The 24,485-nt window shown below is 72.9% G+C and carries 16 protein-coding genes and 1 tRNA gene; 5 read left to right on the forward strand and 12 right to left on the reverse strand.

The features are described from left to right. Window positions 1-61: 61 nt before the first annotated feature. Window positions 62-1,726, forward strand: a complete 1,665-nt coding sequence (locus ABD332_RS10780) for a GDSL-type esterase/lipase family protein (protein ID WP_344501666.1) — start codon at window positions 62-64, stop codon at window positions 1,724-1,726. On the opposite strand, the gene ABD332_RS10785 is transcribed toward ABD332_RS10780, so the two are convergent. The 3 genes from ABD332_RS10785 to ABD332_RS10795 all read right to left on the reverse strand — a co-directional run bounded on the left by ABD332_RS10785 (window position 1,723) and on the right by ABD332_RS10795 (window position 8,955). Then, window positions 1,723-2,106: a hypothetical protein gene (locus tag ABD332_RS10785; protein ID WP_344501667.1), complete on the reverse strand. Its 384-nt coding sequence runs from the start codon at window positions 2,104-2,106 to the stop codon at window positions 1,723-1,725. The genes ABD332_RS10780 and ABD332_RS10785 overlap by 4 nt on opposite strands. A gap of 27 nt (window positions 2,107-2,133) precedes the next feature. Next, window positions 2,134-7,398 carry an SCO7613 C-terminal domain-containing membrane protein gene (locus tag ABD332_RS10790; RefSeq protein WP_344501668.1) on the reverse strand — a complete coding sequence of 1,755 codons (5,265 nt, stop codon included), beginning with the start codon at window positions 7,396-7,398 and terminating at the stop codon, window positions 2,134-2,136. A 135-nt stretch (window positions 7,399-7,533) separates the two neighbouring features. Then, window positions 7,534-8,955 carry a UDP-glucose dehydrogenase family protein gene (locus ABD332_RS10795; protein ID WP_344501669.1) on the reverse strand — a complete coding sequence of 474 codons (1,422 nt, stop codon included), beginning with the start codon at window positions 8,953-8,955 and terminating at the stop codon, window positions 7,534-7,536. Between the two features lie 200 nt (window positions 8,956-9,155). Here ABD332_RS10795 and ABD332_RS10800 point away from each other — a divergent pair, with 200 nt between their 5' ends. Next, entirely contained in the window at window positions 9,156-10,316 is a 1,161-nt protein-coding gene (locus tag ABD332_RS10800; RefSeq protein ID WP_344501670.1) for an acyl-CoA dehydrogenase family protein, read from the forward strand. Between the two features lie 105 nt (window positions 10,317-10,421). Next, the gene (locus ABD332_RS10805) at window positions 10,422-11,744 is read left to right on the forward strand and encodes a helix-turn-helix domain-containing protein (protein WP_344501671.1); all 1,323 of its coding nucleotides are present in this window, start codon (window positions 10,422-10,424) and stop codon (window positions 11,742-11,744) included. On the opposite strand, the gene ABD332_RS10810 is transcribed toward ABD332_RS10805, so the two are convergent. The 8 genes from ABD332_RS10810 to ABD332_RS10845 all read right to left on the reverse strand — a co-directional run bounded on the left by ABD332_RS10810 (window position 11,741) and on the right by ABD332_RS10845 (window position 21,809). Beyond that, on the reverse strand, window positions 11,741-13,354 hold the full coding sequence (locus tag ABD332_RS10810) for a hypothetical protein (protein WP_344501672.1): 1,614 nt from the start codon (window positions 13,352-13,354) through the stop codon (window positions 11,741-11,743). The two genes, ABD332_RS10805 and ABD332_RS10810, sit on opposite strands and share 4 nt — an antisense overlap. A gap of 11 nt (window positions 13,355-13,365) precedes the next feature. Further along, window positions 13,366-14,277, reverse strand: coding sequence for a protein phosphatase 2C domain-containing protein (locus ABD332_RS10815; protein WP_344501673.1), 912 nt, complete (start codon window positions 14,275-14,277; stop codon window positions 13,366-13,368). Continuing rightward, on the reverse strand, window positions 14,277-14,954 hold the full coding sequence (locus ABD332_RS10820; RefSeq protein ID WP_344501674.1) for a vWA domain-containing protein: 678 nt from the start codon (window positions 14,952-14,954) through the stop codon (window positions 14,277-14,279). Before ABD332_RS10820 ends, ABD332_RS10815 begins: the two co-directional genes overlap by 1 nt. A gap of 16 nt (window positions 14,955-14,970) precedes the next feature. Beyond that, window positions 14,971-16,677 (reverse strand): hypothetical protein, encoded by a 1,707-nt coding sequence (locus tag ABD332_RS10825; protein ID WP_344501675.1) that lies wholly within the window; start codon window positions 16,675-16,677, stop codon window positions 14,971-14,973. Next, complete coding sequence (locus ABD332_RS10830) at window positions 16,674-18,950, reverse strand: hypothetical protein (protein ID WP_344501676.1); 2,277 nt, start codon at window positions 18,948-18,950, stop codon at window positions 16,674-16,676. The genes ABD332_RS10825 and ABD332_RS10830 overlap by 4 nt, the downstream gene beginning before the upstream one ends. Next, window positions 18,950-20,119, reverse strand: a complete 1,170-nt coding sequence (locus ABD332_RS10835) for a toll/interleukin-1 receptor domain-containing protein (RefSeq protein WP_344501677.1) — start codon at window positions 20,117-20,119, stop codon at window positions 18,950-18,952. Before ABD332_RS10835 ends, ABD332_RS10830 begins: the two co-directional genes overlap by 1 nt. Window positions 20,120-20,334: 215 nt before the next feature. Continuing rightward, entirely contained in the window at window positions 20,335-21,387 is a 1,053-nt protein-coding gene (locus ABD332_RS10840; protein ID WP_344501678.1) for a hypothetical protein, read from the reverse strand. 348 nt (window positions 21,388-21,735) lie between these two features. Beyond that, window positions 21,736-21,809 (reverse strand) — tRNA-Met (locus tag ABD332_RS10845). Window positions 21,810-21,911: 102 nt separating this feature from the next. Between ABD332_RS10845 and ABD332_RS10850 the strand changes: the two genes are divergently transcribed. Both ABD332_RS10850 and ABD332_RS10855 read left to right on the forward strand, forming a co-directional pair. Further along, complete coding sequence (locus ABD332_RS10850; RefSeq protein ID WP_344501679.1) at window positions 21,912-22,244, forward strand: sigma factor; 333 nt, start codon at window positions 21,912-21,914, stop codon at window positions 22,242-22,244. Then, window positions 22,241-23,023: a hypothetical protein gene (locus tag ABD332_RS10855; protein ID WP_344501680.1), complete on the forward strand. Its 783-nt coding sequence runs from the start codon at window positions 22,241-22,243 to the stop codon at window positions 23,021-23,023. The genes ABD332_RS10850 and ABD332_RS10855 overlap by 4 nt, the downstream gene beginning before the upstream one ends. A gap of 71 nt (window positions 23,024-23,094) precedes the next feature. Here the strand turns inward: ABD332_RS10855 and ABD332_RS10860 are convergent, their stop codons facing one another. Next, a complete protein-coding gene (locus ABD332_RS10860) occupies window positions 23,095-24,444 on the reverse strand; it encodes an FAD-binding oxidoreductase (protein ID WP_344501681.1) in 1,350 nt (449 codons plus the stop codon). Window positions 24,445-24,485 lie beyond the last annotated feature (41 nt).

Here is a 24,485-nt window from a genome sequence, read left to right on the forward strand (position 1 = left end):
ACCGGATCACGCGGAGAGACTCGCCACAGCCGTCAATGCCCGAACCCCCGGGAGCCCCCGCATGCGCCGGATCCTCGTGCTCGCCGCCGTCCTGGTGAGCTGCATCGCCGCGATCGCCGCACCTGTACAGGCCGCGGTGACCACCCGGCCGGTCAAGGTCATGCCGCTCGGCGACTCGATCACCTGGGGCGAGGGCAGCCCGACCACGTCCAGCTACCGGGCACCGCTGTACAACCGCCTCGTCGCCAACGCGGGCTACAACATCGACTTCGTCGGCTCGCAGCGGTCCGGCTCCCTGCCGGACACCGACAACGAGGGGCACTCGGGCTGGCGCATCGACCAGATCGCCGCGAGCGCCAACGGCTGGCTCGCCACCTACCAGCCCGACGTGATCCTGCTGCACATCGGCACCAACGACATGAACCAGAACTATCAGGTGGCCACGGCGCCGCAGCGGCTCGGCTCGCTCATCGACCAGATCCTCGCCGCGCGCCCCACCGCCACCGTGCTGGTCGCGAAGATCGTGCCCGCGCTCGACGCCACCATCCAGGCCCGGATCAACACGTTCAACGCCGCCGTCCCCGGCATCGTGAGCGCCCGCGGCGCGAGGGCCAGGCTGGTCGACCTGTCGACGCTCGCGGCGTCCGACCTCAACGACACGCTGCACCCCAACGACTCCGGCTACGCCAAGATGGCCACGCGCTGGTACACGGCCCTGGAGCCGGTGCTCGGCGACGGCCGCGACTGGCCGCTGCTGCGGGCCCCGTTCGAGCCGAGCGACCCCGCGCCGACCTGGCTGGACAGCGCCGGCGCGGCCATCGGCGTCGGCGGCTACTGCTGCGCCCTGACCGCGATGGAGTCCTCCCCGCGCGCCGAGCTGGCCCGCAGCGGCAGCGCCGCGCTGATGTACTCCGGCGCCGACAACTCCGCCACCCAGTCCTACTCCTACCAGCGGATCCTCGCCACGGACCTGCCGGTCGGCGCGACCACGACGCTGTCCTACTGGATCTACCCGCAGCAGGCCACCGGCACGTTCGTCGCGGTCGACCTGCAGTTCAGCGACGGCTCCGCGCTGCGTGACTCCGGCGCCGTCGACCAGTACGGCGTCCGCGCCCACCCGCAGTTCCAGGGCGAGGGCGGCCACCTCGTGGTCAACCAGTGGAACCTGGTGCGGGTCAGCCTCGGCGGGCTCGCCGGCCGCACGATCACCCGCGTCGACGTCGGCTTCGACCGCCCGACCGGCACCGGACCGTTCCGCGGCTACGTCGACGACATCGCGATCACCGACGAGGGCGGCGCCGACCCGGGCGTGAACCTGGCCCGCGGCGCCACCGTCACCGGCAGCGCCGCCTGCGTCGCGGCGGAGGCCCAGGCGAAGGCCGTCGACGGCGTGATCACCGGCAACAGCAAGTGGTGCAGCGGCGCCGCCGGCGCCACCCTGCAGGCCGACCTCGGCGCCGCCAGGACCGTGCGCCGGTTCGTGGTCCGGCACGCCTCCTCCGGCGGCGAGCCGCAGGCGCTGAACACCCGCGCGTTCACCATCCAGGTGAGCACCGATGGCGCGACGTGGACGACCGCGGTGACCGTCACCGCCAACACCGACGGCGTCACCAGCCACCGGGTCGGCCCGCTGACCGCCCGCTACGTGCGCCTGGTCGTCACCACCCCGACCCAGACCACCGACCCGGCGACCCGCATCTACGAGCTGGAGGTCGAGGGCGCTTAGGCGCCGCCGTAGCCGGAGGCGGTGTCCTCCTCGTCGTCGATGACGAACGAAGGGCCGAGCCGGTCGGCGAGCACCCGCGGGTCGAGCAGCGCCCAGCGGGTGCCGCCGACCGAGCGCAGGTAGGCGAAGTCCGCGCCCCACCAGCCCGGCTCGTACGCCACGACATCCACCCGCTCGCCGACGAAGCGCAGCCGGACCTGGTCCGCGACGACCCCCGACTCGTCCGCCAGGTTGGATCCGCGGACGGTCAGCACGGCCAGCAGGCCGCCGTCGTCCTCGCGCCAGGCTCTCAGCCGGCCGGCGCGACGCATCTCGCCGCAGCCTGCCACGTGCACCGTGTAGGCGAAGTCATGCTGGTCACACACCAACATCGCACTCACAAACATCGATGCTACACGCCGCGGCGCCTAGCGCATGCCGCGATAGACGCCACGGAGCCGGTCGAGGCGCTGGCGCTGCTCGTAGGTCGCGCCGAGCGTGATGAGCAGCAGGCCGGTGCCGCCGAAGAGCAGCAGCAGCATCCAGACGGGCAGCCCGATGCGCAGCAGCTCGTTGACGGTGGCGATGATCGTCACCGCGGACCCGACCGCGACCGGCGCCTTCTGCTGCCGGACCGCGCCGATCGCGACGGTGATGACGCCGGCGAGGATCAGCAGGACGCGGCGCAGCTCCGGGGAGTTCTCGTTGGCGATCGCGAGCGCGAGGCTCGGCGCGAAGCCCGCGACGAGGGCCGGCCCGTAGGCGAGCCAGCTGCCCAGCTCCGGGCGGCGGCGGATCTCCAGGAGCCCGGTGATGAGCGCGAGCACCGCGAAGGGCAGCGTGTACGCCTCGATCAGGGCCACCTTGACCGTGATCAGCAGCAGCCAGATCGCGATCAGCTCGGCGACGGACGCGGCGATGATGAGGATGACCCGCTGCTGGCCGCTGCGCCCCTTGCGGGCCGCGGACAGGCCGAGGACCGCGCCGAGGGCGGTGAGGGCGGCCGCGGTGTGCGCGGCCGAGCCGAGGGTGAGCAGGACCGCGACGACCGCGCCGGCGTAGCCGGCCGCCTCGATCGTCATCGCCTCCCGGTTGATGCTGTTGCCCGGCCGCAGCCGCGGCAGCGCGGCACCCAGCACGAGCAGCATCGTCGCGACGATCAGCAGCGGAAACGCGCACTGCCGCAGCGGCAGGCCGGCGGCGAGCCCGGCCGCGAGGGCGAAGCCCTGCGCGGTCGACGCCGCGACGTGCCAGCCGAGCATCCGGCCGTTGGGTGTGCGCCCCCAGATGCCGGCGACCGCGCCGACGACGATCGAGCCGGCCAGCCACGTCAGCGTCTGCTGCTTGGTGGCGAGGCTGCCCGCGCCGCCCGCCCCGGCGGCGAGCACGGCGATGACGAAGACGAGCCGGCGGGCGATGATGAGCATCCGGCCGTCGGAGCTGTCGGCCTCCGGCGGGATCGTCAGGGCCAGGCCGAGCCCGGCGATCGTGGCGACCAGCAGCGCCGCCGTCGGCTGCCACGGCCACGGCGCGTGCAGCGCCGCCGGCGCGATCAGCATGGTCAGCGCGGCGCTGGGCACGACGATCGCGACGGCGCGACCGGCGACGGCCTGCCCCGAGCCGCCGAGACCGACCGCCATGAGCGCGCCGGCGATGGTGAGCAGCGCCGCGGCGAGCACGTGGGTGCCGTTGCCCGCGAAGCGGCCGAGCTCGCCGAGGTCGGACGCGGTCTGCGCGGTGCCCGTCCAGGGGCGCTGGATCCACTTGTACGGTCCGGCCAGCGCCGCGTACACCGCCGGCGCCACGAACACGACGACGATGAGCGCGGGCAGGCCGGCCGCCGCAGCGACGCCGACGGTGTACCCGCGGGGTGCCCGGACCTGCCGCCACCGGCCGGGCGTGCCGGCGTTGTCCGGGCGGAAGCCGGACATCGGCACCCACGCGACGCCCGGCTGCCAGGTGACCCGCAGCAGCTCGGCGAGGACCCCGAGCAGCGCCGCGGCGGCCGCGTAGACGACGGCGCCGTCGCGCTCGACGATCAGCGCCGCCACGGCCGTGGTGGTCGCGCCGCCCGCGACGCCGACGGTCACGTACGGCAGGTACCCCGGTGCCTGCTGGGCCCCGGTCGCGGCGGCGGCGAGACCGACGGCGGAGGTCGCGAGCGCGGCGATGAGCACGGTGCTGGCCTGGCCCGGGTGCAGCCCGCCCGCGGCCGCGGCGGCGGCACCCGCGAAGGCGAAGAGGGCTGCGGCGACACCGCACCCGCCGACGAACGTGAGCGGGCCGTCGGACGGGTCGCCCCGGCGGATCGCGGTGGCCCGGGCGAACCAGGCGATGGCCACGCCGCTGACCGCGAGCGCGACGAGCGTGCCCGCGCTCGCGCCGGGCCGCACGAGGCTCGCGCCGGCGGCGAACATGCCGGCCACCAGCGCGGCGCCGAGCCGCGTGTAGGCGCCGCGCCAGCCCTTCGCGGTGGCGGCCCAGGCCGCGATCCCGGTCGCGGCGATCCAGCCGATGACCATCGGGGACTGCCAGCCGAGGCCGAGCCCGACGGGGGCACCGATGGCCGCGAGGGCGGCAGCCGAGGCGGCCGTGTCGTCGCCGTACGGCTGCGGCAGTGCGATCGCGGCCGCGCCGGCGAGCAGCAGCAGCGCGATGGGGACCTGCCACCCGTACGTCGCGAGCTGCTGGGCGTTGGCCAGCCATCGGTCGTCGAGGACGGCGCGCCACGGCGGGTCCGCGGCCCGGATCACCCCGACCGCCCCGATGACGGCCAGGCTGCCGGCGAACAGGCCCGTGCAGACGCCGACGGTGGTGGCGCCGGCGACCGGGCCGCGGCGCCACTCGTCGGGCAGGGTCCGGGCGGCGACCGCGACCGCGAACACGAGCAGCGCGAGAGTCACGACCTCGATGCCGTCGGACGCGAGCGACACGGCCCTGGCCACGGCGCCGATCCCGGCGATCGTCACGGCGGCCGCCGCGGCGTCGGCGCCGGTGAATTCGGCGCCGAACGTCTGCCGGTCGTCCATCCGGGGCGCCATCCACAGCATCGCCACGGCGATCACCATGAGCAGGCCGATGACCAGGTCGATCGTGGTGGCGCCGTCCGCGCGCAGGACCGCGATCGCGACCGCGACGGTGCCGGCGGTCGCGCCGATCAGCAGCGGCGGGCTCTGCGCGCCGCGGGCGACCTGCGTGATCGCGGCGTACCCGAGCGTCACCGCGAGCGCGAGGAAGCTCATCACCAGCACGACGGTCGCGCCGCCGGGCAGGTCGCCGAAGGCGATCGCGGCACCGGCCGCGGCGGCGCCCGGCAGCGCGAAGAGGGCACCGCCGGCGCCCGCGTCGGCCACCCTGCGGGTGACGTACTCCCCCTCGGCGTCGGTGCGGTGCGGCCGGGGCAGCAGCGCGATGCCCGCGCCGGCGACGGAGATGGCGAGCAGGATCAGGGCGGTCGACGCCGGCCGGGCCAGGCCGGCCGCGGCCGCGTACAGGCCGAGGACCAGCGCGGCGCCGAGGCAGACCCACGCGGTGTGCGCCTCCCGGACCCGCATGGCGAGCGCCCCGGCGACGATCGCGCCGGCGACGGTGAGGGCGGGGATCGCCAGCCAGCTCAGGCCGAACGCGGCGGGCGCGATGAGCAGGATCAGGGCGGCGCCGACGACGGCGACGTCGGGGCGGAAGCGCTCCGGCGGGGGGACGGTGACGAAGGCGACGTCCCTGGCCCTGGTCGCCGGTGCCGCGCCGGCCCGGGGAGCGGCCGGCGACCCGGGCCGCGGGTCGTCCCAGACGCCGGTGCGCGGGCCGCTCTCCGCCCCGCCCAGCGGCCCCGGCCACAGCCCCGGCGGCGGGGCCGGCTGGGGGCGGACCTCGACCCGGCTGCGGAACATCGAGCCGATCCGTCCGGCTGGTCCGGCGGCCGAGCCGAGCGGCACGTCGACCGGCTCGGTGCGGCCGCTGAGCATGAGCACGCCCGCGGCGGTCAGCAGCAGCACCGCGAGGACGTACTGCCAGCCGTCGGCGCCGACGGCCGTGTCGACCTCCGCGCGGTACGCCGTGAGGTCCGCGTCCCACACTGGCCACGCCGCCCGCAGCGGCGCGGCAAGCGCCGGCAGCACGGTGACGACGAGCAGCGCGGTGGTGGCGGCGGCCGCGACGGAGACCGCGTAGCGGGGCCCCCGGCGGGCGTCGCCAGGCAGGAACGGCACGCCGGCCGCGGCGAGCGCCACCGCGAGCGCGAGGAACAGCAGCGTGGAGCCGGGGAACGCGACGGCGCCGACCCGCGCGAACGCGGCGATGACCGCGACGGTGGCGATGCCGGCCGCGATGTCGGGCAGGACGCCGCGCCGCCAGGACAGGGAGCCGGCGACGCCGATCGCGGCAGCGACGAGGGTGACGGCGGCGGCGCGGACGGTCTCGCCGAGGGCCTCGGTGGTGGCGAGGGCGGCGGCGGCGCACAGCAGGGCCGCGCCGAACGTGACCGCGAACAGCACCCAGGCCGCGTCGCGCATCAGCGCGTCGGCGAACCGGTCGGTCTGCACGGTGTGCGGCTCGTGCTGCTCGGCGTCCTCGGCCGGGGCGGTCCCGGTGCCGTCGTCGCCGCTGCGCTCGGCCTCGATCTGCCGGATGCGGCGCTGGACCGACCGGCCGAGGGCGACGCCGAACGCCAGGTCGATGAGCGCCACGCCGGACAGGGCGAGGGACCAGCCGGCGGGGCCACGGATGGAGTCGTAGGCGAGCAGCGGCAGCACGGGCTGGAGCGCGATGAGGGTGGCGTACCGCGAGGCGATGAGGTGGCTCTGCATGCTGTACGCGGCGGCGATGCCGGCGGTCGCGGCGCAGACCAGGCCGGTGTACAGGCTGCCCTCGACCTTGTCCGCGCCCAGCAGCCCCTCGGAGCGCAGGACGTAGCCGTCGAGCAGGACGAGCAGCAGCGCGACGGACGCGACCGTCTCGGCGGTGGCGGTGAGGCCGCGCCGGACCAGCATCAGCGGCAGGGCGAGGGCGCCGGCGGTGATCAGGGCGAGCAGCAGCACCCGGCCGGCGGTGCCGATGGTGCCGAACGCGTCGGTGGTGAGGACGATCGCGGCGCCGGCGAGGAGCAGGCCGCCGAGCGCGAGGACCGACGCCTGCATGCTGGAGGTGGTCGCCTCGGGCTCGTCGGCCGGGCCGTGCGGGCCGTCGCCGCCGGGTGGGCGGCGCATCTGCGGCAGCGCCGCGAGCCGGGTCCGGGGCGGTGCCGTCCGCGTCGCGCCGACCGGTCTGCGCTCCTCGGTCTCGCCCCGGGTCTCACCCGGGGCCAGCGGGGCCCGCGGCGAGTACACCTCCTGCCCCGGCGGCACCGTCGGGCCCTGGACCTGCCGTGCGACCGGCGGCGTGCTCTCGATCTTCGCGCCGCCGGCCTTCGCACTGCGCCCCAGCCGGGGGCGGCGGCCACGGCCGGTCTGCTCCTGGTCGATGGACTGCCGGACCTTGCGGCGCAGGGAGTCGCGCTGCGCGGAGGCGTGCGCGAGCTGGCGACGCAGCTTCTGGGTGTCGTCGGTCAGGTCGCGCTTCTTCTGCTCCAGCGACGCCACGGTGCGCTGGAACAGGGCGAGCGCGGCAGCGTCGGGGTCGTGCGGGCGGCCGCAATCGCGGCAACCGGCGCCCTCACTGGCCGGGCCACCGCACGCCGGGCACGGATACGTCTCCACGCGACTCCTCCCCCCGGGCCGCAGCCGGGGGCGGCCGCGCGTGCGGCCACCCCCGGCTGTTCACGCCCTACTGGGAAGAATGCCTTGTTTCGACGTGTCGCGAAAGCGATGCGCCCGTTCGGGAGATTCCGGCGCTTAAGCGACTGCCGGCTTGCCCATGCCGCGGTACTCCCAGCCGGCCGCGACCCAGACGGACTGGTCGAGACAGTTCCGGCCGTCGATCACCCGGCGGGCCGCGACGAGCTCGTTGAGCGAGTTGGGGTCCGCGTTGCGGAACTCCTCCCACTCCGTCAGCACGCAGATCAGGTCGGCACCGGTGACCGCGTCGGTGAGGGTCTTGGAGTACGTCACGTCGGCGACGTCGTTGCGGGCGTTGTCCATGCCCTCCGGGTCGTACACGGTGACCTCGGCGCCGGAGCGGGCCAGCTTGCGGACCACCGACAGGGCCGGCGAGTCGCGCACGTCGTCGGAGTTGGGCTTGAAGGTGGCGCCGAGCACGGTGATCCGGGTGCCGGCCAGGTCCGGGCCGGCCGGGCCGTAGCCGCGGCCGAGCAGCTCCGCGGACAGCTGGACGATCTTCTGCCGGCGGCGCTGGTTGATCAGGTCGACCTCGTGCAGGAAGCGCAGCGCCTCGCCGACGCCGAGCTCCTGGGCGCGGGCCTGGAACGCGCGGATGTCCTTGGGCAGGCAGCCGCCGCCGAAGCCGACGCCGGCCCGGAGGAACTTGTTGCCGATGCGGGCGTCGTACCCGATGGAACGGGCGAGCTGCGTCACATCGGCGCCGGCGGCCTCGCAGACCTCGGCCATCGCGTTGATGAACGAGATCTTGGTGGCGAGGAACGCGTTGGCGGCGACCTTGACCAGCTCGGCGGTCGCGAAGTCGGTGACCACGACGGGGACCTCGCGGTCCTCGGTGAGCGCCAGGTCGAACACGCCCTTGTGGGCGGCGTAGAGCATGCCGGTCGCCCAGTCGCTCTTCACGCCGAAGATGATCCGGTTGGGGCGCAGCACGTCCTCGACGGCGACGCCCTCCTGCAGGAACTCGGGGCTCCAGGCGACCTCGACGCCGAGCTCGGCCGGGGTGTGGCGGCGCACGAGCTGCTCGATCCACTCGGCGGTGCCGACCGGGACGGTCGACTTGCCGGCGATCAGCGCCTTGCGCTTGAGCAGCGGCGCGAGGTTGGTGACGGCGCTCTCGACGTGGGACAGGTCGGCGGCCATGCCGTCGGGGCGCTGGGGCGTGCCAACGCAGATGAAGTGGACGTCACCGAACTCGGCGACCTCCTCCCACGACGTCGTGAACCGCAGCCGGCCGGCGGAGAGGTTCTTGCGGAGCAGCTCGTCCAGGCCGGGCTCGTGGATCGGCACGTCGCCGCCGGACAGCTTTGAGATCTTCGCCTCGTCGACGTCGAAGCCGAGCACCTCATAGCCCAGTTCGGCGAAGCAGATGGCATAGGTCGCGCCAAGGTAGCCGGTGCCGAGGAAGGTCAGCCGCGGGCGTGGTGCGCCGGAAGGCGCGGCTACTACGGGTGGGGTGCTCGGGTACGCGATGGTCACGCCTATGTCTCCACTCTTTCCCGTTCCGCAAATACCCGCATTGCGGACATCTGTGGCGTATAGGGCTTGGTACTGCCGACGTTGCTCCGGCGAGAGTAGTCCCTCACCGGCGACCGCGCCTCCAGCTCCTTGGTTACTCATCGGTATGCTCACACTCGGATGAGCCTGAACGGTGGTTCAGGACAAGGATTTTCGGGTCTTTGGGGGATGCCGTGTTCGAGGTGTACCAGTTGCCGGAGGAGCACGCCGCGGTCCGTGAAGCGGTGCGTGCGGTGTGTGACGGCAAGGTGGCGCCCAACGCCGCCGCCGCCGACGAGACCGGCGAGTTCCCCCAGGCGTCCTACGACGCGCTGCGTGCCGCCGACTTCCACGCCCCGCACATCCCCGAGGAGTACGGCGGCGCCGGCGCCGACGCCCTCGCGACCGCCATCGTCATCGAGGAGGTCGCCCGCGCCTGCGCGTCCTCGTCGCTGATCCCCGCCGTCAACAAGCTCGGCACCATGCCCCTGCTGCTGTCCGCGTCGCCGGAGCTGAAGCAGCACTACCTGCCCTCGGTCGCCGCCGGCGACGCCATGTTCTCCTACTGCCTCTCCGAGCCCGACGCGGGCAGCGACGCCGCCGGCATGAAGACCCGCGCCGTCCTCGACGGCGACACCTGGGTCCTCAACGGCGTCAAGCGCTGGATCACCAACGCCGGCGTCAGCGAGTACTACACGGTCTTCGCCGTCACCGACCCCGCCGCCCGCTCCCGCGGCATCTCCGCCTTCGTCGTGGAGAAGTCCGACGAGGGGGTCAGCTTCGGCGCGCCGGAGCGGAAGCTCGGCATCAAGGGCTCCCCCACCCGCGAGGTGTACCTCGACAACGTCCGCATCCCCGCGGACCGCATCATCGGCGCGCCGGGCACCGGCTTCGCCACCGCCATGCAGACCCTCGACCACACCCGGGTCACCATCGCCGCCCAGGCCCTCGGCATCGCCCAGGGCGCCCTGGACTTCGCCCTCGGCTACGTCCAGGAGCGCAAGCAGTTCGGCAAGCCCATCGCCGACTTCCAGGGCATCCAGTTCATGCTCGCCGACATGGGCATGAAGCTGGAGGCCGCCCGCCAGCTCACCTACGCCGCCGCCGCGAAGTCCGAACGCGGCGACAAGGACCTCACCTACTTCGGCGCCGCCGCGAAGTGCTTCGCCTCCGACGCCGCCATGCAGATCACCACCGACGCCGTCCAGCTCCTCGGCGGCTACGGCTACACCAAGGACTTCCCCCTCGAGCGCATGATGCGCGACGCCAAGATCACCCAGATCTACGAGGGCACCAACCAGGTCCAGCGCATCGTCATGGCCCGCCAGCTGCTCAACGGCTAGGTGTACAAGTTTCCGTAGGCCCGAACCCGGCCGTTGATGGTGTTGTCGTGCCGTTTGTCCGACAGTTCGGTTCGGGACGCGCATTCGGCGTGATGGATTCTTCGGATGGAGGCGATGGGCTCGCTGAACCCCCGATTCGGCGCCGAGCTGCGCCGGCGGCGCGAGGATGCCGGCTGGTCACTCAGCCGGTTCGCGGCGAAAGTGCACTACACCAAGGGGTACCTCAGCAAGGTCGAGACCGGGCAGCGGCCCGTCAACGTCGAGTTCGCCCGGCGCTGCGACGCGGCGCTCGAGTGTGAGGGTGAACTCGCCGCGCTGGTCGAGCCGGTGGTCGCCGGTGCGCCCGCGCCGCCGGCGGCCGAGGGTGACGGCGTGTGGGTCCTGACCATGGACGCGCTCGGCGGCGGCGGGTTCGCGGTGGCGAGCCGTCGTGGGCTGCTGCGCTGGGCAGCGTCCGCGATGTTGCCGCCGGGGCTCCGGCGCATCGTCGCCCCGGAGCCCGGGCCGGCGCACGGCGCGGACCGGTCGGCGCTGGAAGGCTTCCGGGCGATGTTCGAGCAGGTGCGCGCGCTGGGGCAGCACGCCGACTCCGAGATCCTGCTGCCGATCCTCGTGGCGCAGACCAACGCGCTGCGGGTGCTCGGCGTTCGTCTGTCCGGACGGGAGCGCGACGATGCCTGGCTCCTCGGGTCCCGCTACGCGGAGTACCTCGGCTGGATGGCGCAGGAGAGCGGGCGCGACCAGGAGGCGGCATGGTGGACCGGCCAGGCGGTCGAATTCGCCCGCAACGGCAACGATCGCGAGATGGCCGTGTACGCCCAGGTGCGCCGAGCCCTGATCACGATGTACCAGGGAGACGCGGCCGCGACGATCGCGCTGGCCCGGCAGGCGCGCGAGACGCCGTGCCGGCCGAGGATTCGAGGGCTGGCGGCCCAGCGGGAGGCCCAGGGCCACGCGCTCGCCGGAGACCACCGGGCCTGCCTGCACGCCCTGGACGCGGCGCGCGAGCTGCTCGCGTCCGACCCCGGCGATGACGGGCCGGTGCTCGGCAGCAGCAACGTGCCCGATGTCGTGGCCATGTCGACCGGCTGGGCGCTGCTGGACCTCGGCCGCCCGGGGCCCGCGGCGGAGACCATCCGGGGCCAGTTGGCCCTCGTCCCGCCGGGTGCGCGGCGGACGCGCGCCCGGTACGGCACCCGGCTGGCCCGGGCCCTGGCCGTGTCGGGCCAGCTCGACGAGGCCTGTGTCGTGGCCGGCCAGGCCCTCGACGACTACGACCGGCTCGGCTCGGCGACGATCCGCGCCGACCTGCGCGAGCTGGCCCGGACGCTGCGCCGCTGGCCCAGCCATCGGGACGCCCGCGTGGTGAGCCGTCGGCTCACCACGGCGCTGTGGTCTCCGGACGGATCGGCGCCGGGCGCGGCCTAGCCCGACGGGCAGGGGGCATGGGTGCCTTTCGTCTTCTTGTAAATGCGGTAGCCCGTCGCATCGCCGCTCAGCGAGTAGGTGTTGTCCCAGCGCAGGCACGTCTCGTTTTCGCTGCCCTTCGGACCGAAGCCGGCGTTCTGCCGGCTCCGGAAGGTGATCCGCGCCAGCACGCCCGCCCCGCCGGGCTGGACGCTCCACAGGACGACATCATCGTCGGTCGTCGTCGTCATGCTGTCGATGAACGACGACCGCTCCTTGAGGTTGTCTGCGTGCACGATGCCGCCGGCCGGGTCGTAGACCGCGAGCGTGGCGTCCCAGTCGCGGTTGTTGATGCCGGTGAAGTACTGGTCGAACATGCGCCCCACGGCGACGGCGGTCCCGTCGGCCCCGGCGGGCAGCGTGACGATGCCGACGGCGGAGGGCGCGACGGGCACCGCCGGCGCGGTGGTCGGCTGCGTCCGTGTCGGATAGGCCGTCGGCTCGTCCTCGCCCGCGCCGGTGTCGAACGGCGTGGAGCCGGACGTGGTGCCGCTGCGGTCCGCGGGCCGCTGGTGATCCTTGTTGGCGACGAGCCCGATGATGCAGATCACGACGACCAGCACCAGGGCGAACACGGCCCACTGCCGCATCGTCAGCGGTCGTGAAGCGCCGCCCGGCCGGACCGGCGGGGCGGGTGCGAGAGGGACGGCCGGCGGCGGCACGGGCGCGGTGACCGGTGCCGGCGGCGCGGTGACTGGGGCCGGCGGCGCGGGCATCACCACCGCTGTCGAGGCGCCCGGCTTCGCCGCCTCGATGGCGTCGATCCACTCGTCCCAGCCAGGGCGTTCGTCCGGGGCCAGCTGAGCCTGCCGGGCCAGGTCGGCCAGGGCCGGGAACCCGGGGCGCAGCTCCTCGGGATCGCGCAGCGACTGGTCCGAACACAGCACCCGGATCACCATGAGCCCGAACTTGAACCGGTCGCCGGCCTTCGTCCCCACCGGCTCGCCGGACGGTAGCTGCCAGTCCGGGGTCTCTACCGGCGGCAGAGGCGAGCGGCCACGCACGGTCATCGCATCGCAGTCGAGCAGGAAACAGCGCCAGTGGAACGTGGTGAACAGGAAGTTCCGCGGCGAGAGGTCACCCACGACGACGTCGTCGGCGTGCAGCGCGAGCAGCATCCTGGCCGCGTCCAGCAGCAGGTTCAGCCGCAGGCTGGGCGATGTCAGCAGGTTGATCCGGTTGGTGTACTCGGGCGGGTTGAGCAGGTAGTCCAGCCGGACCGGCGTCAGCGTGCCGGCGCTGTTGGGCAGGTGGAGGTTGCCCCAGAACACCTCGGGCGCCTGCGGCATCAGGAAGCCACACACGGTGTCGTGCTCGTCGCGCACGAGTGCGACGGGCCACGCCAGCTGCGTCTCCAGCAACGCCCGGAAGCCGGGTCCGGCGTGACCCGGATGCGCGATCATGTCTGCCAGCACATCGTGCTCAAGCTCGCGCAGCACGCCGGGCTCGTACCGTTTGAACGCCATCGGCCCGGGAAACGCGCCCGGCACCCGGACCTGCGTGACCACGCCCTGGCCGCCGTCGCCGAGCAGGCCGACCGGCTCCAGGTCGGCCAGCCGCACGGACGTCACGGCCGGGCTGCTCATCGCGGCCGCCCGGGCCGCGACCAGACTGCGACCAGCGTCCGGTCGTCGTCGAAGGTCTCCCGTGAGAAGCCGGCGACGTGCGCGAAGCCGAGCATCGGCGGCGGCTCGGCCAGGGTGTGCGCCAGCAGCGAGCCGACCAGCCCGGTGCCGTCACCGAGCGGGTCGCCGATGCCGTCGGTGCCGACCAGCAGCACACCCGACGGCGGCAGCGGCACCTCCTCGGCGCGCAGCGTAACGGGCACCCTCGGCAGCGGCTCGACCGCGGAGCTCAGCGGCCCGCCGCCGCCGTGCTTGACCCGCAGGATCGGCCGGAAGACGCCGTCCTGCAGCAACCAGGCCTCCGAATCGCCGACCTGCACCACGCTGACCAGCGGGCCGGCGGGGCTGGGCCGGACGCCGCCGGCGACCAGCGTGGTCGCGAGCCGCCGCTCCACATCGGCCGGCGTCTCGCCGGCACGCAGCCCGTGATCGCGGTCGCGCAGCATCGCGCGGGCGGCGGCCGCGACCACCCCGGCCCAGTCGACGGTCCCGGACTCGTCGAGCATCCGCCACGCCGCGGACAGCGCGCATGACGCGGCGATTCTCGCCCCGATGTCCGCGAGCGGCGCCGACGAGACGCCGTCCGCCACCGCGAACAACACCGTGCCGGTCGGTGGGTGCAGCGTGATCTCGGCGTGGTCCTGCCGCGGCCGGCCGGCGTGGCGGTGGGCGTCGCCTCTGATGCTGGCCAGGCGCACCGTGAAGTCCGGGGTCGACCAGCCGTCGCAGATGGTGTCCGGGGGGACGCGCCCCACACTGGGCCGGGGTTCGAACACCATCGAGCCGCGGTCGACCACGATCGGGTCCCACTGCCCGCGCCGCGGGGGGTTGTGCACCCGCGGCTCGTCGATCTCCTGCGGGGTCGTCATCACACCACGTCGATCACGAGGCGGAAGCCCTCCGGCGGATTCATGACCAGCTCGGGCGAGCCTGTGGCCAGCGTCCGGCCGGACTTCACCACGCTCTTGGTGAGCTCCACGCAGAACTTCGCGACCGATGCCCCGACGTCGGTGCTGGAGGCGGCGATGAAGGCATACCGCGGCTCGGTCGCGACGGACAGGATGATCTCCGCGTCGGCGTCGCCGATGCCGCAGGCGATGATGTTCGGCGCGGCGGGGGTACGGGCGCGGTCGACGAGCCGGGCATGGATCGGCTCCCAGGCCCGGCCGTCGGTGGGTTCGCCGTCGCTGAGGAAGTAGACGGCCGGCCGGTGCACCTGGTAGCCGCCTCGCTTGAGCTTGCTGACGTCGTCCGGGATCCGCCGCTCCAGCTCCGCGAAGGCGGCCGCATAGCTGGTCCGGCCGCGCTTGGCCAGCCGCGGCAGGTCCGTCAGCGTACGGATGTCGGCGAGGTCCAGCCGCAGCACCGCGTCGTCAGAGAAGCCGATGACCGACAGCCGTACCTTCGCCGCCGCCATCGGTTCCGCCAGCAGCGCCGCGTGCAGTGCGTTGAGGCCGGCCTCCAGCTCGGCGATGTTGGAGCCCATCGACATGGACTCGTCGACGAGCAGGTAGATGGGCAGCAGTTGGCCCCGGATGTCCGGCATGGAGTGATAAGCCTCTCTACCTCGGATCGAGATCGGGTTCGGTGGCGGGCACGAAGCCCGCGGGACCGCGGAAGTTCGCGGCCTGGTCGCCGTCGAGCACGGCCTGCCCGTACCGAAGGATGTGGTCGCGGGCGAAGGCAAAGAAGTAGTTGACCGCGGCCGTCGCGCTGCCCGCCGGCGCCACGAACGCCAGCTCCGGGCGGGTCGCCAGCCGGCGCATCGTCGGGGCGGCGGCGGCGCCCAGGCCGCAGGCGACGACGTCGGGCGCGAACCGCTGCACGGCGCGGTCGACCAGCGCTCGGTGCGCGTCCGGCCAGAACGTCGGATCGGCGGGCTCGCTCAGGCTCAGCAGCAGCACCTGCGGCCGCCGCGTGCTCGGGGTCTCCTGCTTCAGCGCGAGCATGTCAGTGTCGAGATGCTCGGTCAGCCAGGTGAAGGCCGGGGCCAGCCGGGACCGGCCGGCCGCCGCGGCGATACGCGGCAGCATCGCGCCCGGCCGCCGGCGGCTGAGGGGCGACACCAGGGCGAGGCTGTCGCCGCACCCGAGCAGCCCGAGCCGGACCACCGCGGCGATCCGCGGGTCCGCGGCGACGGCCTCGCTGAGGTCCGCGAGTCCGTCCCTGATCAGCGACAGCGAGCCGTTGGCGCCGAACGGGACGTCGACGAGGACGTACACCGGAATGACGCCGGGCAGCGGAGGCTCGTCCGGCGGACGCGGCGACGGGACGCCTGACACGGCGGCCGACGGCGGAAGCGGCTCGTCCCAATCGTCGTCGGCCGGTGCCGGCGCGAGCGACGCGACCGGCTGCATGACCGGCGTAAGGGCCTCGCGGCGCATCTTCTCGACGTCCACGGCCTGCAGGAGCTTCTGCTCGACCATGAACCGGAGGCGCTCCTCGGCGCGGGCCCGCTCGGCGTCGTCCCGCTCGATCTGCGCGGCCTGCAGCTCGGCCAGCATCTTGAGGGTCTCAAGCGTGTCGCCCGGGTTGCGCTCGAGATGCAGCATGACCATGTCCTGGATGTTCATCGGCCGTCCCTGCAGGGCGATCCGCTCGCGCTCGTTCCGGTCGAGCTCATGCATCTGCCGCACGACGTCCAGCTCGTTGGTGCGGTTGGTCGTGTCCCGGTCGGTGTCGTGGCGGGCCGCGCCGAGGGTGTTTTCCCGCCGGGCCGTCTCGATCGCCCGCAGGTGTTCCTGCGCGGCCTGATCGGGCGCGAGCCGGGCCCGGCACAGGAACAGGTCGATGCAGCCGCCGATCTTGGTGACCCCGCGGAACTGCTTGTTGACGGCCTCCTGGGCCGCCTGCGCCTTCTCGATCGGGAATCGCTCGGTGATATCCGCTACGGCGTGGATGAGGAAGGTCGACACCACCCCGAGCCCGTCGCGGATGTCGTTCAGGACCACGTCCTTGACGCGGCTGGGGTCGACCCGGAACCCGATCGTGAGCGCCGCCTGGAAGTAGTAGACGCCGCCCTGGGCCGGTGGCGGCATGGTGCGCAGCTCGATGTTGTGGGTGTGGCTGCTCAGGTCGACCTCATAGCGGGTCCGGACACGCCCGTTGAGGTTGTTCGGGCGGCGCCCGGGGCCGGCGGCATGGGGCACATAGAGGTTGCCGTCAGCCAGGCCGTACACGACGGCGACGTTCGGCGTGACGGCGCGCTGCAGGCTCTGCAGCCGTCCGACCGGCTCGGCGCTGAGCAGCAGCGGAACTTGGTTGGTCATGCGACGGCCCTTCCGGGATAGACGGGTGCGGTGAGTGCCCCGATCGCGCTCGCGATCTGCGGTAGCGGCACAAGTTCGTCCTCGCTGTTCCACTGCCACGCGAGACGCTGGATGATCCTGCCGGCCCGGGCGTCGTGCTTGAGCACCGAACGCGCCAGCTTGGTGAGCGCGTCGCGGAGCGACGGGTTGCTCTCGGCCATCGCGGCCCAGCTGCGCAGCACGCGGTGTGCGAACTCGGACCGGGGACCACCGGCGGTCAGGACCCAGACCAGCATCTGCACCAGGCGCCGGCGCAGCTCCCCGGACGAGCCGGCCAGCCGCAGCAGCGTGGGCCACGCCGAGACACTCTCGCCGTCGGGGACGTCGTTCTGCAGATCGCTGGCCACGAAGACGAACATCCACTGGCCGGCCTCCGCGCGCCGCTCGTCGTTGGCGCAGCGCTCGATCATGGCGTACAGCCGGGGCATCAGCTGCTCCTGGTAGTCGTCCTCCTCGGCCAGCAGCCAGGTCACGCCGCGCGCGATCATGAGCCGGACCCAGAGGTCGTCGACCATCGCGAGGCGATACAGCATGTCGAACGCCACCGTGGGGTCGGCGGCGCCGAGGCCGGTGCCGTGGGCCAGCGCCGCGGTCGACTGCAGGAGCGGCTTCTCGCGGTTGCCGTACCAGCCCGCCACGAGGGCTGTGACGTGCGGCCGCAGCGTCTCCTGGCGCGCGGCGACGCCCAGCGCGGCCGCCACGGCCTCCCGGTAGCGGAAGTTGTCGTGGCCGGCCCAGGTGTTGAACACGTGCCGGCACAGGTAATCGAACGAGAGCACCGCCAGGTGCCCGAGCGCCTGGCTGGCGAAGACCCGGACCGTGTCGCTCCCCGTGGCCACGAGACCGTCGAGCCAGCTGATCAGATCGTTCTGGATCTGGTACCCGTGCCAAGCCCGCTCCAGTACCCGCTGCGCGTAGGTGCGGTCGATGAACTCGACCGCCATCGTCGGCACGCTCCCCGGCACCTCCTCGACGATCCGGGCCTGCAGCCGCTTCAGCAGCTGCGCGCGGCCGAAGCGGAACACGTCGCGCCGATGCACCTGCTGGATGTCCGCGTTTCCGGAGTGGATGACCGTGTCGCCCTTGACCAGCAGGTCGCGTAGGTCGTGGGCGGCGGCGGACATCTCGTCGTACGACAGTCCGTGCAGCACGGCGAGCGCGATGGCGAACGAGCGCAGCTCGACGTCGCGCAGGTTCTCGAACCAGCCGTCAAACTCGTCGACCCGGCTCTGCAGCACCCGGGCCCGGACGCGATCCACGTCGATCCGGCCGTCCTCGTCCTGGCAGCGGCTGAGGTGCAGCGCCAGGGTGGCGGCCGTCTCGCAGGTGGCGGTCTCGGTGAGCTGCTCCGCCACGAGGGCCCGGATGTCGGCAGACCCGAGAATCTCCGCGGCCCGGGTTTCGTCGAGCCGGTACTCCAGGTGCCTGAGCAGCACGTGGCGGCGTTCGGGGGCGGCGGGCAGCGTCACCTGGTACCGCAGCAGGTCACCCTTCGGCAGGGCGGCATCGGTCTCGACGGTCACGACCAGACGCGCATCGGCGTCCTGGAGGGCTGCCTCAAGGCTCAGAAAGGCGTGTTCGTGCAGGCTGGCCAGGTCGTCGGGGTCGGTGAGCAGGAACGCCGAGCCCGGCGGGATCCGCTGGCCGGTGATCCGGTCGGCGAGCCGGGTCAGGTCGACCTGCGGCCGCAGCAGGTAGATGCCGGTGGCGCGGACGGTCTGCAGCAGCCGGATCGCCATGGTGGTGCGACCGTGCCCGCGGGTGCCCCGCAGCAGGGCCGTACGCGTGTCACGGAACTCGAGGCGGAGGGTCTCCCACTCGGCGGGCGGAACGAACGCGTACTGCGCGAAATCCACCTCCGTCGGCGACATCGGCTGCAGGGTCACAGTCGTCTCGCTGCCGGTGAGATTGATGATGATCTTGTCACCCGCGACCCGGTCCCCGCCGTAGATCTCGCGGGCCCGCCGGACATAGCCATTACGTTTGGTGGCCAGGCCGGGCTGGGCGGTGGCGCCCGACTCCGCCGCCGGGTCCGGCGCCGCCTCCCCGTCGGCGCCGGACTCGCCCCCTGGTTTGGCATCGGGGTCGCCGGACTGTTTGGCCGCGTCGCCGCCCTTGTTCGCCGGCGCCGCGCCGGCGTTGTCGGGCGGCGCCGAAGGTGCGGCGGCATCGGCCGCCGGAGCCGGCGCGGCGTCGGCCGCCGGAGTGGCCGCGGCCGGGGCCGGCGCATCCATCAGCGACTCCCGTAGTGATGGTGGACGCCGCCCTCGATCCGGTCGCCCCCGTACTGGTCGCCGACCTTGCTGTCGCGAATGTTGAACACCACTGAGCGTGACGTGGCCGCGGCGGATGCCACCGGTTGCGCGTCTTCGGCCGGGGCCGGCGATTTCCGGAGTCCGGGCGGCGCCGGGTAACCAGGAAGGTGAACCCAGCACCGGCCGTCGTCGGCGGGCAGATACGTCGACGAGTCGATCCACTTCGGGTTGTCCAGGACCATGGCGGCATAACCGGCTGGCGACAGCACGAGGGCGACGCGGGCCTTGGTCGCCTGGTCGAGGATCGAGTCCAGCACGGGCTGGGACAGCAGCCGGACGGCGGCGTCGGCAGCGTCCGGGCCGGGGCCACCGAGCCGCCCGCACTCCACGGCCAGCCTGACCCGGTGGACGCCACCGTGGTCGAGCATCGTCCGCAGGTTGTCCGCGAAGCGGGTGATCACGCGCACCGGAGACGTCGTGGCGGGGACGAACACCCGTGCGCCGCCCAGCTGGTCCTCGATGACGCAGCCGTCGAGCCGGGCGTCCAGTGCCGCCCGCTCCACGGCCGTCCGCACCTCGGCGACCGCCGCGGCGCGCTGGTCGTCCGTGGTGGTCCGGTCGAAACGGTCGATGCCGACCAGCGCCACCGTGCCGTCGCGCCCCACCGGCTCCGGCCGGGCTTCCACCCCGAGCAGGGTGAGCACCTTGTCGACCACGCGCTGGACGTCGTACTCGCCGCGGCGGCTGGAGATCCGGTCGTACTGACGATCGGCCAGCCCCGCGATGTCCGGCGGCAGATGGTCGGCCCGCAGGAGCGGCCGCTCCGTTTTGTCGCCGACGAGCACGGGCACGACGGTGATGTTCCGGCCGAGGCAGAACGCGATCTCCTGGCGCACGAAATCGTCGGGGTTGTCGTAGGGTCGCCGTCCGTCCGGTCCCGGCGCATCCCATTTCGGTCCGATGATGGCGAGCAATACCTCACACCGGGACAGACTGCCCCACAATTCGGTTTGCCACTCGCGGCCGATTTCGATCGACCGGGTGTCGCGAAACACCGCCGATTCGCCGAGTTGTTCACACAGGAGCCGATCGATCAGTTGAGCGACGAACGGCTCGTCCCTGGTCTGGTAATTCACGAAAACGCGCATGATGATTCGTCACATCCGAGCCAGGCGTGGGAGAAGCGGTGACCTGCGATGAGTGAGGCCAGCCTGCCAGCAACTCAGATCCGGGAACAAGTGGATATGCGTGCCGAACATCAATAGACAACAGGAAACACCTGGCCCGGTTTTGCCCGAGTCGGCCGACCGATCAGCGGCACCCGCCAACTGATCGGCTTCACTCGATCGAGTGAAGCCGGATGCTACGGTCCGGCCGGCGGCAGGGCTGAGGTATTTACGACGTCGCGGTCGCGCAGCTTGCGGTACACCGACTCGGAGGTGAATCCGCCGATGAAGCCGACCGCCAGGACGAAGAAGGTCAGGCTGCGGGTGCCGGGCGCGGTGAACAGGCTTGGGTTCGTGGCCAGCTGGGCCGCGATGAACAGCAGGAACGCCACGGTCCCGGCCGCCGAGCCCAGGGCGGCGGCGCGCAGCCACTGCATCGCCCCGTCGTAGACGTTGCGCACGACGGCACCCCACGTCGAGGCCAGCAGCGGCGCGGCGACCAGCACGGCGACGTTCTGCCAGGTGCCGGCCGGAACGGCGTAGGCGACCGGGATCGTCAGCAGCGTGAGCACCAGCAGCGCCATGGCGGCGGTGAGGCCCACGGCGGTGCGGCGGCTCGCGGCCCGGCGATCGTGCTCGAGCGCGGCCGCCCGCCCCCGGGTCTGCCGGTGCTGCCCGAGGAGAACCGCGACGACCTCGGCTGCCCGATGCTCGGCCGGGCCGGCGGCCAGGACCGCGATGTCCTCCTCGGCCGCGACGCCGGTTGCCGCGAGACGCCGCCAGACGCGTTCGGCGGCCCCACCGAACGTCGCCACAGGCGCGACGGCGATGCCGCGCGACAGCGCGATCAGCCCGGCGGTGAAGGTGGAACGGCCGCCCCCGACGAGCAGGACGGCATCGACCTCCAGCAGGGTCCGGCAGAACGCGACCTCCCAATCTCCGGTCGGATCGGGTGCCGCCAGGAACACCTGTGGATGAGCGTTCCGCTCTGGAAACGCGCCATCCGAGCCGAAGCGCCCACGAACCAGAATCGAGTGTTTCCCGGCACTTCCGGATTCGACATAACCAGCGACGACGGCACCTTCGATATAGCCCGGATCACTGGAGAACACGGCGATTCGGCATCCCGCGGCCGCCAGTTCCCGCCCTATGGCCCGGGCCGCCTGCAACACGGCTTCACGATTGCGCACCTCCGGCTCGTACGAGCGGCTCGCATCTGCACTTCCCACGATCGCCACCACCGGCTGCATTCGCCAAATATACGGGCATCAAGCAAATACTGGAGCGGCCGAATCGTTCAACTCCCCGAGCAGGCGTGAGGAGCGACTTCCGCTCGGCGGTACTGTCCACGGCCAGTGCAATTGGCGCCGATCGTGGGTTTGCAGGGGGCGAAGCTCCCCTGCAAACCGCAAGCGAAGCGACGCGGACAAACCGACGACCAGCCTGACGTGTCCGCAAGTAGTGCAACCACCGACGGTGTTGAGGGGGCGAGGGTGGAGCGAAGCTCCCCCTGTGGGGAGCGAGCTCCGCTCGCGCGGGGGATGCGGAAACCTGAACGGCAAGCGGCCCCCGCCGCGAAGCAGGGGCCGCCAAGGTTGTAGCGGGGACAGGATTTGAACCTGCGACCTCTGGGTTATGAGCCCAGCGAGCTACCGAGCTGCTCCACCCCGCGTCGGTTTCTCAACCTTACCTGATGGGTGCGACGGGATTTTCAGCGGGGCGGCTCAACCTTCCGGGGGGCGGGGTCGTCATGACCGCGACGAAAGGAGAGCCTGTGTTCTGGAGACGCGGCTTCGACGGGCTGGACGCCCTCGTCGCGGAGCGTGGCGGTGCCTTGCTCGCCACGGCGGTGCTGCTCACGGGCAGCAAGGTGGCGGGGGAAGACCTGCTGCAGGGGGCGCTGGAGCGGTTGATGCGCTCGTGGGGACGGGTGCGTGAGGACCCCGAACGGTATCTACGGCGCACGACGTACCACTTGGCCGTCGACCAGTGGCGGGTGCGGCGGCGGCGGTCGGAGGTGGCGCTGCTGGCGGAGCCGCCGGGGGAGCCGGCGGCGGCGACGTCCTGGCGCGGGCGACGAGAAGGCACCGGCGGCGCGTCGCGGTGATCCGCACGGGGTACGCGCTGGGCGTCGCCGGGCTCGCCGGTGCGCTGGCCGTGGGCCTGACGACCGGCGCGGGCGGTGGCAAGGAGGAGCAGCGGCAGCCGCCGGTCGTGCAGGCGGAGCCGCCGGCGTCCCTCAAGCTGCAGAAGGCGGCCGCAGCCAGCGACAACATCAGCTACCGGATGAAGCTGACGATGCGCAGCGCGGACGGGCGCATGGTCATCGAGTCGGAGGGGGCGTTCGACCCGATGACCGCCACCGGCTACGTCCGCCGCCCGCAGGACGACTCGGTGACGGTGGAGCTGCTCATCGACGGGGTGCGGTACATGGGCGCCGAGCCGCCCCTCGGGCCGCTGCCGCCGGACAAGACACCGGGCGGCGAGGTGTACGGGCGCTACGGCCAGCATCCGGGCAGGTTCGACCGCCTGTCCCTGGCCGGCAACGGCATGGGGGCTCTCGGCTCGACCGGGCCGGACCCGGCGACGCTGTTCAAGGCATTGCAGCAGGTGAACGCGACGGTCACGCAGTACCCCGACGGGACGCTGCACTTCGAGTACTCGACCCACGGCATCCCGGCCGATCCGACCCTGGAGACGAGGGTCTCCGGCGACGTCATCCTCAACGCCGACGGGCGGATCGCGAAGGTGACGATGCAGGACTGGTGGCAGTCGACGATCAAGAGGACTGTCGCGTCCGGCCAGTTCTGCGCCACGCTGGAGCTGTCCGACTACGGCGTCCCCATCCACGTGGACCGCCTCAAGGACGTCGTCCCGGCGAACTGACCGTGCCCGGTGGTGCTCCCCGCATGGGAGCACCACCGGGCACCGAACGGACCCCGGAGACGGGCCGGGCTTTATCCGACCAGGGCCTGGCCGCTGGAGAAGACGTTCGTCGGGTCGTAGGAGCGCTTGATGCGCAGCAGCCGGTCCCGGTCGGCGGTCGCCCAGTTGGCCAGGAGCGCCTCCGGGGCGGCGTGCCCGGAGAAGTTCATGAGGCCGCCCGGCATCGTCTCCACGGCGAGCAGCCGGTCGGTGACCTCGTCGACGACCGGCGCCAGCTCGGGCAGCCCGGGCCCGATGGCGAACAGCGAGTACTGCGCGCCACGGCCGCTCACGGCGTTGGGGGTGGCGGGCGTCCGCGCGAACGCGCCGCCGAGGTGCCGGATCTCCACCATCATCAGCGGTACGTCCACCTGGGGCCCGGCGACCTCCAGCACATGGTCGACGGTCTGCGCGGTCAGCTCACCCAGCAGCACGCCGCGATCGCGGGACGGGAGCGGGTCGACCGGGTCCTGGTGCACGGAGTCGACGGCCGAGTACGGCCGCCATGACACGTCGTCGACGAGCGCGGGCGCCGCGGCGCGCATCGGGGCGAGGAGCGCCTCGCCGTCCTCGGCCGTGCCGAGGTACGCCACCCGCAGGTGCGCCACGTACGCGCCGCGCAGCGGCTCGGGCAGCAGCGGCAGCGGAGGCAGCCGCAGCAGGGCCACCGACGTGCTCATCTCCTCCGGCAGCCCGGCCACCCACGCCCGGTACGCGTGCAGGACCTCGGCGGCGTGGCTGCCCGGGAAGTGGATGCCGCCGCCGAAGAACCCGGCGACCTCGAACAGCCCGAACTCGATCTCGGTCACGATGCCGAAGTTGCCCTTGCCGCCGCGGACCGCCCAGAACAGGTCGGCCTCGTGGTCGGCGTCGACGGTACGCAGCGCGCCGTCGGCGGTGACGATCTCGATGGAGCGGACGTGGTCGGCGGCGAAGCCGTACCGGCGGCCGAGGGGGCCGGCGCCGCCGCCGAGCGTGTAGCCGACGACACCGACGTGCGTCGACGAGCCGTTCAGCGGTGCGAGGCCGTGTGCCGCGGCCGCCTCGACGACCTGCGACCAGCGCGCGCCGGCGGCGGCGCGGGCGGTGCGCGTCACCGGGTCGACGGAGACGGCGGTCATCCGGCCGGTGGTGACGAGCAGGCCGCCGGTCACCGGGCGCACCGCGCCGTGCCCGGTCGCCTGGACCGCGACCGGCATGCCGTGGGTGCCGGCCCAGCGCACCGCCGCCGCGACGTCCTGCGCGCCGGTGGCGCCGACGACGACGTGCGGCTCGTGGTGGATGGCGACGTTCCAGGACGCGACCTCGGCCGCGTAGCCCTCGTCGCCGGGAACAAAGACGGGCCCGGCCGTGACCGGGAGATCAGTCAGTGCGATGGTCATGCCGGTACGGTGCCGGAGGCCGCTTGGCCGGTGCTTGGGTG

Origin of the sequence: Dactylosporangium maewongense, from assembly GCF_039531485.1 — a bacterium.
Lineage (GTDB): Bacteria > Actinomycetota > Actinomycetes > Mycobacteriales > Micromonosporaceae > Dactylosporangium > Dactylosporangium maewongense.

Coding starts and splice junctions, on each gene's coding strand:
- ABD332_RS10780 (WP_344501666.1), top strand. CDS start 62: ATGCGCCGGATCCTCGTGCTCGCCGCCGTCCTGGTGAGCTGCATCGCC.
- ABD332_RS10805 (WP_344501671.1), top strand. CDS start 10,422: ATGGAGGCGATGGGCTCGCTGAACCCCCGATTCGGCGCCGAGCTGCGC.
- ABD332_RS10815 (WP_344501673.1), bottom strand. CDS start 14,277: ATGACGACCCCGCAGGAGATCGACGAGCCGCGGGTGCACAACCCCCCG.
- ABD332_RS10820 (WP_344501674.1), bottom strand. CDS start 14,954: ATGCCGGACATCCGGGGCCAACTGCTGCCCATCTACCTGCTCGTCGAC.
- ABD332_RS10825 (WP_344501675.1), bottom strand. CDS start 16,677: ATGACCAACCAAGTTCCGCTGCTGCTCAGCGCCGAGCCGGTCGGACGG.
- ABD332_RS10830 (WP_344501676.1), bottom strand. CDS start 18,950: ATGGATGCGCCGGCCCCGGCCGCGGCCACTCCGGCGGCCGACGCCGCG.
- ABD332_RS10835 (WP_344501677.1), bottom strand. CDS start 20,119: ATGCGCGTTTTCGTGAATTACCAGACCAGGGACGAGCCGTTCGTCGCT.
- ABD332_RS10840 (WP_344501678.1), bottom strand. CDS start 21,387: ATGCAGCCGGTGGTGGCGATCGTGGGAAGTGCAGATGCGAGCCGCTCG.
- ABD332_RS10860 (WP_344501681.1), bottom strand. CDS start 24,444: ATGACCATCGCACTGACTGATCTCCCGGTCACGGCCGGGCCCGTCTTT.